Below are 16,622 nucleotides of genomic sequence, written 5' to 3'. Positions count from 1 at the left end.
ACCTGAACAGGGATAATCCGCCCGCGCCTGTGGTCCTAGGCGCTCCGCGATCAATGGAATCCTTCGTGCGCCTGCTCCCTTTTCGTCTGAGTACCTTGCTTCTGGCGCTGGCCCTGCCGGCCGGCGCCAATACGTGCCCGCCTGGCCAGGTGCAGGTCTGCCTGTACGGTTGCCTGTGCGTGCCGGAGTACGCGCAGGTGCGCGAGGATGCGCTGAACCTGGCGGCCGTCAATCTGGAGGCCTGGCTTCGCCAGTCGCGGCAGCAGTTGCTGGCCGCCGGCAGCGCGCCGATTCCGCCGGCCATTCGTCAGCAGCTGCTGGCTTGGTATCCACCCGAGTTGCTGGATACGGTGCGCTACCGGGTCGGTGGTGGCGAGCAGCTGGATGCCGCCAGCACCCTGTTGCACAACCCGGACATCCGCGCGGTGACGCTGATCGACCTGATCGTGTTTCGCGAGACCGAGTCCGCAGCCCTGGATGTGGCGCTCTGGGCCCATGAACTGCACCACGTGCAGCAATACCGCGAATGGGGCGTTGACGGCTTCGCGCGCCGCTACACGCGTGATCCCGATGGGGTGGAAGGGCCTGCCTACGACCTGCAGATTCGGGTGTCCCAGGCGTTGCGGCAGAAAATCGCTCCTTGAAAACCAAGCAAGCGCTCGGTTAGGGTGGTGCAAACAATAATCGGGAGCCACCCGCATGTCCGCTTTCCAGGAATACTTCGACGAATCCCATCAACTGGTGCGCGACTCGGTGCGCCGCTTCATCGAGCGCGAAGTCCTGCCCCATGTGGCGGACTGGGAGGAGGCTGAGGAATTCCCCCGCGAGCTGTATTGCAAGGCCGGCGCCGCCGGCATTCTCGGCATCGGCTATCCGGAGCAGTTCGGTGGCAGCCATGAAGGCGATCTATTCGCCAAGGTGGCGGCCAGCGAGGAGCTGATGCGCTCCGGCTCCGGCGGGTTGGTTGCCGGTCTCGGCTCCTTGGATATCGGCCTGCCACCGGTGCTGAAGTGGGCCAAGCCGGCGCTGCGCGAGCGGGTGGTGCCGGCGGTGCTGGCTGGCGAAAAGATCATGGCGCTGGCGGTCACCGAGCCTTCCGGTGGCTCCGACGTGGCCAGCCTCAAGACCCGTGCGGTGCGCGACGGCGACCACTATCGGGTGACCGGCAGCAAGACCTTCATCACCAGCGGCGTGCGGGCCGACTACTACACCGTGGCGGTGCGCACCGGCGGCGAGGGTTTCGGCGGTGTGAGCCTGCTGCTGATCGAGAAGGGTACCCCAGGCTTCACGGTCGGCCGCTCGCTGAAGAAGATGGGCTGGCGCGCCTCGGACACGGCCGAGCTGTTCTTCGATGATTGCCAAGTGCCGGTCGAGAACCTGATCGGCGCCGAGAACATGGGCTTCGCCTGCATCATGGCCAACTTCCAGAGCGAGCGCCTGAGCCTGGCGTTGATGGCCAACATGACCTCGCAGATGGCGCTGGAGGAGGCCATGAGCTGGGCTCGCGAGCGCGAGGCCTTCGGCAAGCCGATCGGCAAGTTCCAGGTGCTCAAGCACCGTCTGGCGGAGATGGCGACGCAGCTGGAGGTTTCCCGCGAGTTCACCTACCGCCAGGCGGCGAAGATGGCTGCCGGCAAAAGCGTGATCAAGGAAATTTCCATGGCCAAGAACTTCGCCACCGACGTCGCCGACCGCATCACCTATGACGCCGTGCAGATCCTCGGGGGCATGGGCTACATGCGCGAATCGCTGGTGGAGCGCCTGTACCGCGACAACCGCATCCTCTCCATCGGCGGCGGCTCGCGGGAGATCATGAACGAGATCATCAGCAAGCAGATGGGGCTGTAGGATTGCAGGTGCCTGTGGGAGTGGCTGGGCGGCAATCCGCTTTAGCCGCGATCAGCGGGCAGCGCAGGGGCCCAATCGCGGCTAAAGCCGCTCCCACAAGAGGCGGTGAGTCGCGGCATATCAGCCATGAGAAAGGGGCCCGCAGGCCCCTTTCTTATGCGCGGCAAATCCTCAGGAGAGGAAGCCGCCGTCGACGTTCAGCGCCACGCCGGTGGTGTAGCTGGACGCATCGCTGGCCAGGTACAGCACGGTACCGGCCATCTCGCTCGGCTCGGCCACGCGCTTGAGCGGGATGCGCTGCAGGGCGACGTTGAGGATGGCGTCGTTCTTGGTCAGCGCAGAGGCGAACTTGGTGTCGGTCAGGCCCGGCAGCAGGGCGTTGCAGCGGATGCCGAACTGCGCACATTCCTTGGCGAAGACCTTGGTCATGCTGATCACGGCGGCCTTGGTCACCGAGTAGATGCCCTGGAACTCGCCCGGAGAGACACCGTTGATGGACGCGACGTTGATGATCGAGCCGCCGCCGTTGGCTTTCATCAGCTTGCCGCCTTCGATGGACATGAAGTAGTAGCCGCGGATGTTGACGTCGACGGTCTTCTGGAACGCGCCCAGGTCGGTATCCAGCACGTTGCAGAACTGCGGGTTGGTGGCGGCATTGTTGACCAGAATGTCCAGGCGACCGAATTTTTCGCGGATGAAGGCGAACACGTTCTGGATCTGCTCCATCTCGCCGATGTGGCAGGCGATGGCGGTGGCCTGGCCGCCGTCGGCGATGATGGCGTCGGCAACTTTCTGGCAGTCGTCGATCTTGCGGCTCGAGACAATCACGTGGGCGCCTTGCTGGGCCAGCAGTTTGGCGATGGCTTCACCGATGCCGCGGCTGGCGCCGGAAACGAAAGCGATCTTGCCGTCGAGGTCGAACAGGTGGGTCTTGGACATTCTGGTTACCTTGAGCCGGGGGTTAGAGGGTGGATTTGCCGATGACCTGCAGGGCCGCCTGCTCCAGCAACTTGTTCATCATGATGAACTGGGCGAAGCGCTTGTCCTTGGTCTGGCCGTGGAAGAAGCGGTAATAGATCTGCTGCACGATGCCGGCCAGGCGGAACAGGCCATAGCAGTAGTAGAAGTCGAAGTTATCGATCTGGATGCCGGCGCGTTCGGCGTAGTAGTCGACGAACTCCTGGCGGGTCAGCATGCCCGGCGCGTTGCTCGGCTGGCGACGCATCAGCTGCATGGGCTGCGGGTCGTCGGCTTCGATCCAGTAGGCGAGGGTGTTGCCCAGGTCCATCAGCGGGTCGCCGATGGTGGTCAGCTCCCAGTCCAGCACGCCGATGATCTGCATCGGGTTGGCCGGGTCGAGGATCACGTTGTCGAAGCGGTAGTCGTTGTGCACGATGCCCGGCTTGTGGTGGTCGGCCGGCATCTTCTCGCGCAGCCAGGCCTTGACCGGTTCCCAGGTCGGCGCGTCGGGCGTCAGGGCCTTCTCGTAGCGGTCGCTCCAACCCTCGATCTGGCGCTTCACGTAGCCTTCCGGCTTGCCCAGGTCGGCCAGACCGCAGGCCTGGTAGTCGACGTTGTGCAGCTCGACCATCTTGTCGACGAAGCTCTTGCACAGCTCGCGGGTCTGCTCGGCGCTGAAGTTCAGCTCGGCCGGCATGTCGGAGCGCAGGATGATGCCGTTGACTCGCTGCATCACATAGAACTCGGCACCGATCACCGACTCATCGGTGCAGTGCACGTAGGCCTTGGGGCAGTAGGGGAAACCGGCGTTGAGCTGGTTCAGGATGCGGTACTCGCGGCCCATGTCGTGTGCCGATTTGGCCTTGTGGCCGAACGGTGGGCGGCGCAGGACGAATTCCTGGTTGGGGTATTCCAGCAGATAGGTCAGGTTGGAGGCGCCACCGGGGAACTGGCTGATGCGAGGCTCGCCGGTAAGGCCCGGGATATGCGCCTTCAGGTACGGGTCGATCTGCGCGGCATCGAGCTCTTCGCCTTCGCGGATGCCGGTGGACTGGTCTGTCAGCGTCATGCTTATCCCTTCTGCTTATGATGGGGGGCGTCAATTATTGGCTAATCTAATGTTGCCTGCTGGCCCTAACAAGCAAAGCACAGCGTTATAGATTTGGTTGTTGGTAACCGATCAAGGGCTCTGATTCACCTGGCGGGCGAAAAAAAACCGGAGTCTGGGACTCCGGTTTTTCTGACTTCTCGGTCGCGCCTGAGGGCTTATACCGGGAACAGCTCGGCCAGTTTCATGGCCAGCATCATGTCGCCTTCGGCGCGCAGCTTGCCGCCCATGAAGGCCTGCATGCCGTCGGTTTCGCCGGTGGCGATGCCTTCCAGAGTGGCGCTGTCCATGATCAGGGTGACGTTGGCGTTGGGGTTGTCGCCCTGTTGCACGTCGCAGGTGCCGTCCTTGACGATCAGCGCGTAGTTGTCGCCGTCTTCGATGTTGAACTGGAACACCAGGTCCAGGCCGGCAGCGGCGCTGGCGTTGAACTTGGATTGCATGGTGTTGATGATGTCGGCAACGGAGCTCATGGTTTCTGTCCTTTTTATCAAGGGTTGCTGGCGGCCTTGCGGGCCGCTGTGGGCCGGTACTCAGCGATAAGTGATGAGTTCCGGGGCCTCCAACAGCTCCAAATGCACACGGCTGTTGAAGGAAGCCAGGGTCACCTCGCTGCCGCGAAACTGCAGGCGCGACAGCGAAGTGTTGATGATTTGCCAGTTCATGTCGAACGCCTTGTCCGCCGGCATCGCGGTGATCAGGTGGAGCAGGGCGGTGATGGTGCCGCCGGAGGTGAACACGGCGATGTTGTCGCGTTTCTCGGCCTGGGCGAGCAGACGTTCAAGCCCGCCGCGCACCGTATCGACAAAGCCTTGCCAGGTTTCGTGGTTGGGCTGATCGTGCTCGCCGCGAACCCAGCGGTGGATGATGCGGGCGAACAGGTGCTGGAAGGCGGCGCGGTTTTCCTTGGGGTTGCCGAGGATGGTCATGGCGTCCGGCTCGTCCGGTAGCATGGCTGGCAGCAGGCCTTCGATCACGGCTTCGGCGTCGAATTCATTGAAGGCCGGGTCGATTTCCAGCTCGGGGGCTGGCAGCCCCGCCGCCACACAACGCTGCAGCGCGGCGCTGGCAGTATGCTGCTGGCGGCGCAGGTCGCCGCTCAGGCAGCGGTCGAAGCGGATGCCGAGCCGGGCCAGGTGATCGCCGAGCACTTCGGCCTGGCGAATACCCAGCGGCGACAGCACGTCGTAATCATCGGCGCCGAAGGAGGCCTGGCCATGTCGAATGAGATAGATGCTACCCACGTCTGTGTCGCCCTGGCGGCTTGAAGTTTCGCGAGGTTAGGGGCTGAATCGGGCCCCTGTCAACGAAAAAACATACGCTTGTTTGAATCTGTTCTGATCCATCGAAACGCCTATTCAAAGGCTCGCGAGCTAGAGCCTGGCTAGTGCTGGGCGCCCCTGCTGAGAGGTGAGGGCGCGCAGTTTGCGAGTGATGAATGAGTAGGCCGAGCCTGTTCCTAACGACGCAGGGCCGACGCGCAGCAGACTTTGAACGGGCTCTAAAGCCGATTTGCGCGGTTGGCCGGCTGCCTCCGGGGCCGTATGCTTGGAGCGGTTGGGTGTCGGCTACGGCGCCGGATAAACAGGATGTGATGAGGGGGTGGTGTGGAGTTTCTGGTGGATTACGCGGAGTTTCTGCTTCGCACTCTGACCGTGGTGATTGCGATCGTTGTGGTGCTGCTGACCATCGCTGCGTTGCGCGGCAAGGGACGTGGCAAGGGCAGTGGTCAGCTGCAGGTCGATAAGCTCAATGACTTCTACAAGGCGCTGCGCGAGCGTCTTGAGCATGAGCTGCTGGACAAGGCGCAGCTCAAGGCTCAGCGCAAGGCCGAGGCCAAGCAGGCCAAACAGGACAAGAAGGAAGGCCAGCACAAACCGCGGGTATTCGTGCTGGATTTCGATGGTGACATCAAGGCTTCGGCCACCGACAACCTGCGCCATGAGGTGACCGCGCTGCTGAGCCTGGCCACGCCGCAGGACGAGGTGGTGGTGCGGCTGGAGAGTGGCGGCGGCATGGTCCATGGTTATGGCCTGGCCGCCTCACAGCTGGCACGTATTCGCCAGGCCGGCGTGCCGCTGACCGTCTGCGTGGACAAGGTGGCGGCCAGCGGCGGCTACATGATGGCCTGCATCGGCGACAAGGTGCTCAGCGCCCCCTTCGCCATCCTGGGCTCCATCGGCGTGGTTGCGCAGCTACCCAACGTGCATCGCCTGCTGAAGAAGCACGATATCGACTTCGAGGTGCTGACCGCCGGTGAATACAAGCGCACCCTGACGGTGTTCGGCGAGAACACCGACAAGGGCCGGGAGAAGTTCCAGGAAGACCTGGAGATCACCCACGAGCTGTTCAAGAACTTCGTCGCCCGCTACCGCCCGCAGCTGAATATCGACGAGATCGCCACCGGCGAGGTGTGGCTGGGTATTTCGGCACTGAACAAGCATCTGGTGGACGAGCTCAAGACCAGCGACGAGTACCTGGCCGAGCGTGTTCGCGAAGCGGAGCTGTTCCACCTGCACTATGCGCAGAAGAAGAGCCTGCCGGAGCGCTTCGGCCTGGCCGCCAGCACCACGGTCGACCGGGTTCTGCTGAATTGGTGGAGCCGCCTCAACCAACAACGTTTCTGGTAATCGGATTTCTGCTAGGAGAGCCTCATGAGTTCGTTCAAGGCACTATTGGTCAGCGAAGAAAACGGCACATTCGTGCCCCAAGTGGTCCAGCGCGACACCGCCGAACTGCCGGCCGACGAGGTGCTGATCCGCGTGCAGTATTCCTCGCTCAATTACAAGGATGCCCTGTCGGCCAGCGGTAACCGCGGGGTGACGCGCAGCTTCCCGCATACCCCGGGCATCGATGCCGCCGGCGTGGTGGCCGAGTCCGCCGTGGCGGAATTTTCGGCTGGCGATGAGGTGATCGTTACCGGTTACGACCTGGGCATGAACACGGCTGGCGGCTTCGGTCAGTACATTCGCGTGCCGGCCGCCTGGGTGATCAAGCGCCCCAAGGGCCTGAGCCTGCGCGAGGCCATGTTGCTCGGCACTGCCGGCCTGACCGCCGCGCTGTGCGTGGACAAGCTGGAGCAGGCCGGCCTGACGCCGAACGCCGGCCCGGTGCTGGTCACCGGTGCCACCGGCGGTGTCGGTAGCATCGCCGTGGCACTGCTGGCGCGCCTGGGTTACGACGTGGCGGCAGCCACTGGCAAGGCCGAGCAGGGCGAGTTCCTGCGCCAACTGGGTGCTCGTCAGATCGTCACGCGCGAGGAACTGCAGGAAGGTACCGAGAAGGCCATGCTCAAGGAGCGCTGGGCCGGGGCGGTGGACACCGTCGGCGGCGATATCCTGTTCAACGTGGTCAAGGCCTTGCGCTACGGTGGCAGTGTCGCCTGCTGTGGCCTGACCGCCGGCATGGGCTTCAAGGGCAGCGTGGCGCCCTTCATCCTGCGCGGGGTCAACCTGCTGGGCGTGGATTCGGTAGAGCTGCCCCTGGTGGTCAAGGCTTCCATGTGGGACAAGCTGTCCCTGCAGTGGAAGCTCGGCAACCTGGAGAGCCTGGCCGAGGAGGTCAGCCTGGAGCAACTGCCCAAGGCGATCGAGCAGATCCTCGCCGGCAAGATGGTCGGTCGGGTGCTGGTCAACCTCGGCTAAGCAGATGTGCGCAGGAAATGGCCCGGTTGATCCGGGCCTTTTCGTTTGGGCGATCAGGCCTGGCTGACGTACATGGTGATATCGGCACGAAACACCGGCTTCTCGCCGACATAGGCCATGACCGGCACCTTCACGTCACCCGTCTGGCTCCAGTCGATGGCACTGCCATCGGCCACGGCGCGGATATCGCCATCGGCCTTGGCCAGGTATTCCACCGTCATGCCGCGCGGAATCCAGCGGCAGCCCTTGGGAATCGAGGCGTCGGTCATGGTGCCGGCGGCCAGTTCGGCGGCGTTGCACAGGGCAATGGCATGCACGGTGCCGATGTGGTTGAGCACTTCACGGCGTTTGGGGAAAGCGACTTCGGCATAGCCCGGGCGCAGCTCGACGAACTGCGGGGCGATGCTGGCGAAGTAGGGGGCGACCTGACCGATCATGCTGCTGAACTGGGCGGGGCCGACCTGCTGGTACATCTGCATCATCTGACTCATGGGGTGCTCCTGAACTGAGATTGAAGAGAAGCGCGCGCCGAGGCAGTATACGAATATCAGAATTAAATTCTAGAAAATTATTCTAATCAATCGGAGGCTCCATGGCCCGCCGTTCCCGCAAGGACGAAATCCTCCAGGCCGCCCTGGCCTGCTTCACCGAAAATGGCGTGGATGCCACCACGATAGAGATGATCCGTGACCGCTCCGGTGCCAGCATCGGCAGCCTCTACCATCATTTCGGCAACAAGGAACGCATCATCGGCGCCCTGTACCTGGCGGGTACGGGCGAATACGCGGAGCTGCTGGAGCAGGGCTTCGCCACGGCCGACAGCGCCGAAGCCTGCGTCAAGCTGCTGGTCACCAGCTACATCGACTGGGTGGCGGCCAATCCGGACTGGGCGCGCTTCATTCTGCATAGCCGGGGTCGGGTCGAGGCCAGCGAGCTCGGCGCGGAGCTGCGCGAGGTCAATCGTCTGCACTTTCAGCGCATCTTCGAGGCGCTTTCCGGTTACCGCGCGCAGGGGCTGTTCAAGGTCATGCCGGCGGATTGCTTCGCTTCGGTGATCATCGGGCCAGCCCACGACTTCGCCCGCAACTGGCTGGCTGGGCGTACCCAGACCGAGCTGGCCGACTGTCGCGAGCTGCTGGCTGAGCTGGCCTGGGAGAGTGTGCGGGCAAACCCTTAGGGGCGAGGGCCTGGAATGAAAAAGCCCCGCACTTGGCGGGGCTTTTTCATGCTGCTGGCCTGGATCAGGCGCGGCGGCGGAACAGCGGCTGCGGCTGGTCGGCGGAGGCCTGGTAGACCTCGCCGAACTCCTCGAAGGCCTTCAGCGCATCGACCGGGTCCTTGTCCGCACGCAGGGCGAAGGCATCGAAGCCGACACGCTGGTAGGAGAACAACTGGTCGCGCAGCACATCGCCAATGGCGCGCACTTCGCCCTTGTAGCCGTAGCGGGTGCGCAGCAGATAGGCGCTGGAGCAGTGACGGCCGTCGGTGAAAGCGGGGAAGTTCAGTGCGATCACCTGGAAGCTGTCCAGCTGGTCGGCGATTTCCTCGACTTCCTCGCCGGCATCCAGCCACACGCCGAGCCCACCGTCGCGCGCCTTGAGGGCATGCGCGTGCTCGCGCCACAGGGCCAGCGGTACGATCAGGTCGTCGCAGTTGGAGATGCCGTCGAGCGTGGCGTCCTTGGGCAGCAGGTGCCAGGTCTCGTCGAGGATCTGGCCGTTCTTAATGATTCGCTGCATACACGCGCTCCTTGAACGGATCGATGCCGACACGGCGGAAGGTATCGAGGAAGCTTTCTTCTTCGGTGCGTTGCTCGACGTAGACCTTGATGATCTTGTCGACCACGTCCGCCATATCGTCCTGGGCGAAGGATGGGCCGAGAATCTGCGCCAGGCTGGCCTCGCGGCCGGCACTGCCACCGAGCGAAACCTGGTAGAACTCCTGGCCCTTCTTGTCCACGCCGAGAATGCCGATGTGGCCAACGTGGTGGTGGCCACAGGCATTCATGCAACCGGAAATGTTCAGGTCGATGTCGCCGATGTCGAACAGGTAGTCGAGGTCGTCGAAACGGCGCTGGATGGCTTCGGCAATCGGAATCGACTTGGCGTTGGCCAGCGAGCAGAAGTCGCCGCCCGGGCAGCAGATGATGTCGGTCAGCAGACCCACGTTCGGCGTGGCGAAGCCCAGTTCGCGCAGTTCGCCCCACAGGGTGAACAGCTGCTGCTGTTCGACATCGGCGAGGATGATGTTCTGGTTATGGCTGTTGCGCACTTCGCCGAAGCTGTAGCGCTCGGCCAGCTCGGCGATGGCATCCAGCTGTTTGTCGGTCACGTCGCCAGGGGCGGTGCCGGTGGGCTTGAGCGACAGGGTCACGGCCACGTAGCCCGGCTTCTTGTGGGCGAAGGTGTTGCGCTGGCGCCAGCGGGCGAAGCCCGGGTGCTGGGCGTCGAGGGCGGCCAGTTCGGCGTCCTGGTCGGCCAGGGCGACATAGGCCGGGTCGACGAAGTGGGCGGCGACGCGGGCGACTTCGGCCTCGGTCAGGGTGGTCGGGCCATCCTTCAGATGCGCGAACTCGGCGTTCACCTTCTCGGCGAAGACTTCCGGGGTCAGCGCCTTGACCAGGATCTTGATGCGCGCCTTGTACTTGTTGTCGCGACGGCCATAGCGGTTGTACACACGCAGGATGGCGTCGAGGTAGCCGAGCAGGTGTTGCCACGGCAGGAACTCGTTGATGAAGCTGCCGACGATCGGGGTGCGGCCCAGGCCGCCGCCGACGGAAACGCGGAAGCCCAGTTCACCGGCCTCGTTCTGCACCGCTTCCAGGCCGATGTCGTGCACCTCGATGGCAGCGCGATCGCTCACGGCGCCGTTGACGGCGATCTTGAACTTGCGCGGCAGGTGGGTGAACTCGGGGTGGAAGGTCGACCACTGGCGGATGATTTCGCACCAGGGGCGCGGATCGACGATCTCGTCCTTGGCCACACCGGCGAACTGGTCGGTAGTGGTGTTGCGGATGCAGTTGCCGCTGGTCTGGATGGCATGCATCTGCACGGTGGCCAGCTCGGCGAGGATCTCCGGCACGTCTTCCAGCTCCGGCCAGTTGAACTGCACGTTCTGCCGGGTGCTGATGTGCGCGTAGCCCTTGTCGTAGTCGCGAGCGATCTTGGCCATCATGCGCACCTGGGCCGAAGACATCAGGCCGTAAGGCACGGCGATGCGCAGCATGGGCGCGAAACGCTGGATATAGAGGCCGTTCTGCAGACGCAGGGGGCGGAATTCCTCGCCGGACAATTCACCGGCCAGGTAGCGGCGGGTCTGGTCGCGGAACTGCTTGACGCGGTCCTCGACGATCCGCTGATCGTATTCGTCGTATACGTACATAAGGGTCCTGTTATTCAGGCTGCTGCTTCATCGGCAGCTGAGGCTCGTTTCGCGCACGGCAACGCGCTCTGCTGGCAGAGGCGGGCACGATAACAGCAACGCAATATGCGCAAAAGTGATGTTTCTATATATGCACTTCACTAAAAGTGATAAGCGAGGTGCAGAGCTTGAGGCGGCTGCATACCTGGTCTTAACTGCCTAGGGCCGATAATCACAACAAGGGGGGCAGTCATGACCGAACAGAGCAATGACAGCGTCATCGACGCATGGGCCATCTTCGCACTGATACTGATAGTCGTGACCACGGCGGTGTTCTGGGTCAGCCACCAGTAGTCGCGAGGGGTACCAAGCCAGTGCTCGACTGCCGTCAGCACTGGCTTTTTCATGCTCGACTGGATCTGCCCTGTATACTTCGCCGGAAAACCCCAAGGCTCAGGCTCATCGTGTCGTTCCTTCGTGCGTTACTGATCTGCATCCTCAGCTGTGGCTGGGCATCCGCTCAGGCCGCCTCGGTGGTTTTTCTCAACCCTGGTTTTTCCCACGAGCGCTTCTGGGTCGACTACGCCCGCTATATGGAAGATGCTGCCGGTGACCTGGGCATGCAGCTTGAGGTGCTGTACGGCGAGCGCAGTGCCGAGAACATCCTGCGTCAGGCGCGCGGTGTGCTGGAGCGCAAGCGCAAACCCGACTACCTGATCTTCACCAACGAATCGTACACCGGCCCGGAAATCCTGCGCCTGTTCGAAGGCAGCAGCATTCGCCTGTTCTCCCTGCACAGTACGCTGACCGCCGAGCAGCAGGCGCTTGTCGGCGGGACTCGTAGCAAATACGCCAACTGGATTGGCAGCCTGGTGCCCAACGACGAGGAGGCCGGCTACTTGATGGCCAGGGCGCTGTTCGCGCTTGCGCCCACTCAGGGCGCGGAGTTGCTGGGCTTTTCCGGTGTGAAGAACACTCCGTCGGCGACCCTGCGCGAGCTTGGTCTGCAGCGAGCCCTGGCTGAGCAGCCGCAGATGCGCTTGCGCCAGTTGCTGTACGGAGAGTGGCGGCGCCAGCGTGCCTACGAGCAGGCGCTTGGCGTTTTGCCACGTTATCCGCAGGTCAGCCTGGTGTGGTCAACCAATGACGAGATGGCTTTCGGCGTGATGCAGGCGGCCCAGGAGCAAGGCCGGCAGTTGCGCTACACGGCTCTGAACAGTTCGCCGGAGGCTCTGCAGGCACGTATCGACGGCAAGGTCGATGTGCTGGCGACGGGGCATTTCATCCTGGGCGGCTGCGCGCTGGTCATGCTGCATGACCACGCCACAGGGCTGGACTTTGCCGAGCGCGGTGGCAAGGATCAGCTGGCTAGGTTGCTGCGTCTGGTGGATCGAGAGCAGGCGGCACGCCTGTTGAAAAGGTTGGCGCGTGCGGATATGGGCCTGGACTTCAAGCGTTTCAGCGCCACTCGCAATCCGCAGATGCATCGCTACAGCTGCTCCATTGACAGTCTGCTGCAGTGAGATTCACACGCCGGCCAGATGCAGCACCAGTTTGACCAGCGCAAACAGCACCAGCACGAACACTCCGGTAAACAGCACCCCGAGCACAATGAAGTGGCTAGGCTTGCCGCGGCTGAAGTCGCGCGCGCGGTTCTTGCCGCTCTGCACGCCGAAGGCGGCGGCCAGCACGCTTTGCAGCATCTCGCGGAATGTCAGCGGTTTGTCGTCTTTGTCTGGGGTCATGAGCCACCTCCTGCGCTCAGCGTAGCTCAGAGGTCGCTATCCAGTGCCTGCACCCGTTTGCGCTCCAGTTCGTCGAAGCGACTGCTCTGCAGGCTGGCGATGGCCGCTTGCAGGTCGGTCTGGCTGAGTCCGGCGGCGCGCAGGCGGTTGCGTTCGCTGGCGTAGTCACGCAGGCGTTGCTGCCAGGCGGCCTGCTGGCGATCCAGCTCGGCCAGAGCGTCGGCGGCCTCGCTGCCCAGGCTCTGCTCGCGCAGCTGGCGAATTTCCTCGGCGCTGGCGCCTTGCTCCTGCAGCGCCAGGGTCTCGGCATAGAGCTCGCCGTAGCGCACGCTCTCGGCGCGTACCCGGCGCACATCTTCCGGCAGTTGCAGCTCCAGCTCGGCCAGTGCCTGCTGGCGTTGCGCGTCGCTCAGTCCATCCTGTTGGGCCATCGCCAGGCGCTGCACCATGTATTCGTCCTCGGCATTGTCGCGGGCGAAGAACACGGCGTACTCCTCGCGGCTGAAGAACTGCTGGCGCGCACCGTTGATGGCGTCCAAGCGCAGACGCAGTGCGCCGGCATCCAGCTCCGCGCCGGCTTCCGGCAGGTTCTGCAGGGCGATGCGGTAATCCACATAGCGGCGCAGCAGATCGCGTGCCTGCTCCAGGCCCTGGCCTTGCAACTGGGCAGCCAGGGCCTGGTGGATACGGGTCAGTACCTTGTCCAGGCCTTCCTCTTCGCGGCCGGCCAGGTAGAAATCGAACAGGTGCAGCACATCCGCCTGCAACATCAGGTTGCCCTGGGCGTCGCTGTGCAGAATCACGCCGTGACTGGCGCCCTGCAGCGAGGCTGGCAATGGGCCGGGATCGCTAAGCGCCGTGGCTGGCGTGGCGCGCAATTGCTGGTTCAGCGCACGGGCCTGCTGGCTGCGGGCATCGTTCGGCGCGGATTGCATAACGGGAGCAGGCGAGGGCGAGGGCAGGGGCGCAGGCTGGTAGAGCAGCAAGGTGGCGCCGACCGTGATTGCACCGACGGCCAGGGCGGCCGGGATGATTCGCTTGGGCATCGAATATTCCTCGTGGCGGGCATGGCGAGGGGCGGCACCATGCCCGCTCAGGCATTACAAACCGAGGTTCTTCAGGCGGTTGGCCTGGTTTTGGAACACCGTCTTCGGGTTGGTCTCGAACAGCGACACCAGGCCGAACACCTGATTGTTGATGTCCAGGTGGTTCATCGTGTAGTTGTCTTTGAGCACCTTGCCGAAGTGGCTGGAGCAGCGCCCGGTAACGCCATCGTTGGCCTCGTTGAAGGCGAACGAGGTGACGGTGAACAGCGGGTCGGAGATGTCCAGCACATTGGTCAGTGGCGCGGTCCCGCTCATGGAGTACAAGCGCACGCTGTTGCCGTTCACCGTGACGGTTTCCGGGCCCTGGCCGCAGGCAGTGCTCGGCACGCCCACGGGGTAACGCTGGTTGTAGGACGCAGCACCGTTCTTGTTGAACTCGGCGAGCATGGCGCGCACGTCCGACGGGCTCTTCTTGTTGTTCGACAGCAGATTGACCAGGTTGCCCACGGCGTTGGCGAACACGTCGAAAGCAACGCCCTGCAGGCTGCCGGGCGGAGCCACGCCGGTCACCAGGTCGGCCAGGGGCGAGCCCTTGTGCGGCGAGTTCAGGGTGGTCACCGAGGCCACCAGGTCGGGGCGTACGTTGAGCACGTAACGGGTGGTCAGGCCGCCCTGGCTGTGGCCGATCAGGTTGAACTTCTTGATGCTGCCACCGGAAGCGGCGCGAATCTGTTCCAACTGGGCGATCAGTGCTTCACCGCGCTTGGCCGAGCTGTCGAAGGCGTTGATCTTCGGTACGTAGACCTTGGCGCCCTGGCTCTGCAGGGCACTGGGAATCTTGTACCAGTAATCGACGAAGGCGATGCTGTCGAAGGCGAAGATGCCGGGGACGAGGACGATGGGGTTCTTGGTTTGCGATTGGGTGCCAGCCTGGGATGACATGGCAACGCACAGGCCGAGAGTGGCCAGCGCCGGGACGAGCAGCTTTTTCATGGGGGTTGTACCTGTGTGTTCATTGTTGTTTTTGTAGCCCCGCACACAGCAGCGAGGTGGCGGCCATGAAAACACTCGTGTCCCGGCCCGGCTTGTAAGAACTGATGAAATCGCAGCGCCGCAACACAAATTATTGTGACGACGTTCGCGGCCGCGCTTCCATCGACTGTCGGCCTGTGCTAACCCTGCGGCCACAAAAACAACAAGGGCGAGATACGTCCATGCCGGCGAGCGATGCTCCGGTCCTGCTTTATCTGTGGGACAAACGCACCTTCCACCTCAGTCCGTTCTCTGCGCCGCTGCAGCTGGAACAGGCTGCGGCCATGCTGCTGTTCAGCCTGGATGGCGAGCTGCTGATCCATAGCCAAGGCACCGACATCCACTGTCGCAGCGCCTTGCTCCCCGCCGGCCTGGAGTTGGTCGTGCACGGCCAGGGCTCGCGGGTGGCGATCTGTTACCTGGACGTATTCGGCGAGGATCACGCCCTGCTGGCGCCGCGCATGGCCAGCGAGTGCGGCGGTGTGCGCTTCGCTCTGGACGACGAGGGTGCCTGCATCGCGCGCTTCGATGCGCTGCACCGCAGCTGTGCCGAACCGCAGGTGGTCTGGGACTGGCTGGAGCAGTTGATCAATCCGCAGCAGCAGACTCCTGTCGGCTTTGCCTGCGACCCGCGCATCGTCCGCGCCGTGGAGCTGATCAAGGCGGATGTGGCATGCAACCAGTCCATCGCCTTTCTCGCCGAGCAGGTCGGCCTCTCGGTGCCACGCCTGACCCAGCTGTTCCGCCAGAAGATCGGCATCCCCATCCGTCGCTACCGCCAGTGGCACCGCCTGTTCGTCACCAGCGTCGGCGTGGCGCGCGGCATGAGCCTCACCGATGCGGCGGTGGCTGCCGGTTTCACCGATTCGGCGCATTTCAGCCATACCTTTCGCACCATCATCGGCATGAGCCCGTCGACCGTGCTGGCACATCCCGGCGGCGCCCGGCTTTACGCCGGTTAGCGGCATTGAGCAGGAACGACGACTCGGGCAAGCTGGCGGCGTTCTCCCTGGCCCATACCCGTATGCACGACAGCGACTTCCCCGACGACGCGGCGCAGACCGAGCGCACCCGCGAGACCATCCTGCGCTACCACCTGAGCTGGAAGCATCGTGACCTGGAAGCGGTGCTGGCGCTGTATCACCCGGATATCGAGTACAACGACTTCTTCCAGCAGCGCTGCATGCGCCTGGGCGAGTTGCGTGAGTATGTGGAGAACAACCTGCCGCGGCGTCCCGGCGAGCTGTTGGAGCATGTCGACCGAATTCGTATCGACGGCCACACCGCGTTTATCCAGTACCAGACGCGGGTGCTTGGCGGTGAGGGGCTGGTGGCGTTTCGTACCGGCGAGTCGATCACCGTACGTGAGGGCCTGATCTGGCGCATCAACGAATACGCGACGCTGGTGCGGGAGGCCCCAGGGAGTGCTGAGGGGCGTGGTTCGCCACGGCCAGCGACCAGCCGCCTGGGCCTGTCCGCGCGCCAGCTGAGCCTGCTGGCGCAGGATCTGCAGGACTACTTCCACAAGCACAGACCCTTCCTCGACCCGGAGCTGGATCTGCAGCAGGTGGCCGCCGCCACCGGCTACAGCCGCAACCAGATTTCCCATCTGCTCAACCAGGTGCTGGGGCAGAGCTTCTATCGCTACGTCAATCAGGCGCGCCTGCAGCATCTGCTCGATGGCCTGGAAGCCGGCAGTGACTCCGGTCGTATCGATGAGCTGGCCTTTGCCGCCGGCTTCAATTCGCTGTCGGCCTTCTACAAATGCTTTCGCGAGCGCATGGGCATGACGCCCAAGGCTTACCTCAAGCAAATTTCCTCGCGGGCCCGCACGCAAGACAAAGCCTGAGTCGGCTGACTAGTCTGCGCCATCGATTGA

General features: G+C 63.5%; 18 protein-coding genes. 8 read left to right on the top strand and 10 right to left on the bottom strand.

The window, feature by feature from the left end:
• The first annotated feature begins 65 nt into the window (after positions 1 to 65).
• Both AYB31_RS03620 and AYB31_RS03615 read left to right on the top strand, forming a co-directional pair.
• Positions 66 to 644, top strand: coding sequence for an eCIS core domain-containing protein (locus AYB31_RS03620; RefSeq protein WP_236715500.1), 579 nt, complete (start codon positions 66 to 68; stop codon positions 642 to 644).
• A gap of 55 nt (positions 645 to 699) precedes the next feature.
• Positions 700 to 1,848, top strand: a complete 1,149-nt coding sequence (locus AYB31_RS03615) for an acyl-CoA dehydrogenase family protein (RefSeq protein WP_068825886.1) — start codon at positions 700 to 702, stop codon at positions 1,846 to 1,848.
• A gap of 171 nt (positions 1,849 to 2,019) precedes the next feature.
• Here the strand turns inward: AYB31_RS03615 and AYB31_RS03610 are convergent, their stop codons facing one another.
• The 4 genes from AYB31_RS03610 to AYB31_RS03595 all read right to left on the bottom strand — a co-directional run bounded on the left by AYB31_RS03610 (position 2,020) and on the right by AYB31_RS03595 (position 5,160).
• Positions 2,020 to 2,787, bottom strand: a complete 768-nt coding sequence (locus tag AYB31_RS03610; RefSeq protein WP_068825884.1) for an SDR family oxidoreductase — start codon at positions 2,785 to 2,787, stop codon at positions 2,020 to 2,022.
• Positions 2,788 to 2,809: 22 nt separating this feature from the next.
• A complete protein-coding gene (locus AYB31_RS03605) occupies positions 2,810 to 3,877 on the bottom strand; it encodes a phosphotransferase family protein (RefSeq protein ID WP_068825882.1) in 1,068 nt (355 codons plus the stop codon).
• A gap of 197 nt (positions 3,878 to 4,074) precedes the next feature.
• The gene (locus tag AYB31_RS03600) at positions 4,075 to 4,389 is read right to left on the bottom strand and encodes an SCP2 sterol-binding domain-containing protein (RefSeq protein WP_068825881.1); all 315 of its coding nucleotides are present in this window, start codon (positions 4,387 to 4,389) and stop codon (positions 4,075 to 4,077) included.
• A gap of 60 nt (positions 4,390 to 4,449) precedes the next feature.
• On the bottom strand, positions 4,450 to 5,160 hold the full coding sequence (locus AYB31_RS03595; protein WP_068825879.1) for a histidine phosphatase family protein: 711 nt from the start codon (positions 5,158 to 5,160) through the stop codon (positions 4,450 to 4,452).
• Positions 5,161 to 5,523: 363 nt separating this feature from the next.
• Here AYB31_RS03595 and sohB point away from each other — a divergent pair, with 363 nt between their 5' ends.
• Together sohB and AYB31_RS03585 are read left to right on the top strand one after the other, a co-directional pair.
• Positions 5,524 to 6,546 (top strand): protease SohB, encoded by a 1,023-nt coding sequence (gene sohB, locus AYB31_RS03590; RefSeq protein WP_068825878.1) that lies wholly within the window; start codon positions 5,524 to 5,526, stop codon positions 6,544 to 6,546.
• A 24-nt stretch (positions 6,547 to 6,570) separates the two neighbouring features.
• A complete protein-coding gene (locus tag AYB31_RS03585) occupies positions 6,571 to 7,560 on the top strand; it encodes a YhdH/YhfP family quinone oxidoreductase (protein ID WP_068825876.1) in 990 nt (329 codons plus the stop codon).
• A gap of 53 nt (positions 7,561 to 7,613) precedes the next feature.
• Here the strand turns inward: AYB31_RS03585 and AYB31_RS03580 are convergent, their stop codons facing one another.
• Complete coding sequence (locus AYB31_RS03580; protein ID WP_068825875.1) at positions 7,614 to 8,051, bottom strand: hotdog fold domain-containing protein; 438 nt, start codon at positions 8,049 to 8,051, stop codon at positions 7,614 to 7,616.
• A gap of 101 nt (positions 8,052 to 8,152) precedes the next feature.
• On the opposite strand from AYB31_RS03580, the gene AYB31_RS03575 reads away from it, so the two are divergent.
• Positions 8,153 to 8,737: a TetR/AcrR family transcriptional regulator gene (locus tag AYB31_RS03575; protein ID WP_068825873.1), complete on the top strand. Its 585-nt coding sequence runs from the start codon at positions 8,153 to 8,155 to the stop codon at positions 8,735 to 8,737.
• Between the two features lie 64 nt (positions 8,738 to 8,801).
• On the opposite strand, the gene AYB31_RS03570 is transcribed toward AYB31_RS03575, so the two are convergent.
• Together AYB31_RS03570 and AYB31_RS03565 are read right to left on the bottom strand one after the other, a co-directional pair.
• A complete protein-coding gene (locus AYB31_RS03570; protein WP_068825872.1) occupies positions 8,802 to 9,299 on the bottom strand; it encodes a DUF934 domain-containing protein in 498 nt (165 codons plus the stop codon).
• A complete protein-coding gene (locus AYB31_RS03565) occupies positions 9,283 to 10,941 on the bottom strand; it encodes a nitrite/sulfite reductase (protein ID WP_068825870.1) in 1,659 nt (552 codons plus the stop codon). The genes AYB31_RS03570 and AYB31_RS03565 overlap by 17 nt, the downstream gene beginning before the upstream one ends.
• 440 nt (positions 10,942 to 11,381) lie before the next feature.
• On the opposite strand from AYB31_RS03565, the gene AYB31_RS03560 reads away from it, so the two are divergent.
• Complete coding sequence (locus AYB31_RS03560) at positions 11,382 to 12,443, top strand: ABC transporter substrate-binding protein (protein WP_068826786.1); 1,062 nt, start codon at positions 11,382 to 11,384, stop codon at positions 12,441 to 12,443.
• A 3-nt stretch (positions 12,444 to 12,446) separates the two neighbouring features.
• On the opposite strand, the gene AYB31_RS03555 is transcribed toward AYB31_RS03560, so the two are convergent.
• Genes AYB31_RS03555 through AYB31_RS03545 form a run of 3 tightly spaced genes read right to left on the bottom strand, consistent with a single transcriptional unit; the run spans position 12,447 to position 14,704 of the window.
• Positions 12,447 to 12,665, bottom strand: a complete 219-nt coding sequence (locus AYB31_RS03555) for a DUF2970 domain-containing protein (RefSeq protein WP_068825869.1) — start codon at positions 12,663 to 12,665, stop codon at positions 12,447 to 12,449.
• Between the two features lie 26 nt (positions 12,666 to 12,691).
• The gene (locus AYB31_RS03550) at positions 12,692 to 13,711 is read right to left on the bottom strand and encodes a lipase secretion chaperone (protein WP_068825867.1); all 1,020 of its coding nucleotides are present in this window, start codon (positions 13,709 to 13,711) and stop codon (positions 12,692 to 12,694) included.
• 54 nt (positions 13,712 to 13,765) lie between these two features.
• Positions 13,766 to 14,704, bottom strand: coding sequence for a triacylglycerol lipase (locus AYB31_RS03545; protein ID WP_068825866.1), 939 nt, complete (start codon positions 14,702 to 14,704; stop codon positions 13,766 to 13,768).
• A 221-nt stretch (positions 14,705 to 14,925) separates the two neighbouring features.
• Here AYB31_RS03545 and AYB31_RS03540 point away from each other — a divergent pair, with 221 nt between their 5' ends.
• Both AYB31_RS03540 and AYB31_RS03535 read left to right on the top strand, forming a co-directional pair.
• Positions 14,926 to 15,705, top strand: coding sequence for an AraC family transcriptional regulator (locus AYB31_RS03540; RefSeq protein ID WP_068825864.1), 780 nt, complete (start codon positions 14,926 to 14,928; stop codon positions 15,703 to 15,705).
• A 62-nt stretch (positions 15,706 to 15,767) separates the two neighbouring features.
• Complete coding sequence (locus AYB31_RS03535; protein ID WP_068826784.1) at positions 15,768 to 16,592, top strand: helix-turn-helix domain-containing protein; 825 nt, start codon at positions 15,768 to 15,770, stop codon at positions 16,590 to 16,592.
• Positions 16,593 to 16,622: the final 30 nt, after the last annotated feature.

It is taken from the genome of Pseudomonas sp. BMS12, from assembly GCF_001592875.1.
In the GTDB taxonomy this organism is placed as follows: Bacteria; Pseudomonadota; Gammaproteobacteria; order Pseudomonadales; family Pseudomonadaceae; genus Aquipseudomonas.
This window is presented reverse-complemented; position numbering and strand designations above follow the sequence as displayed.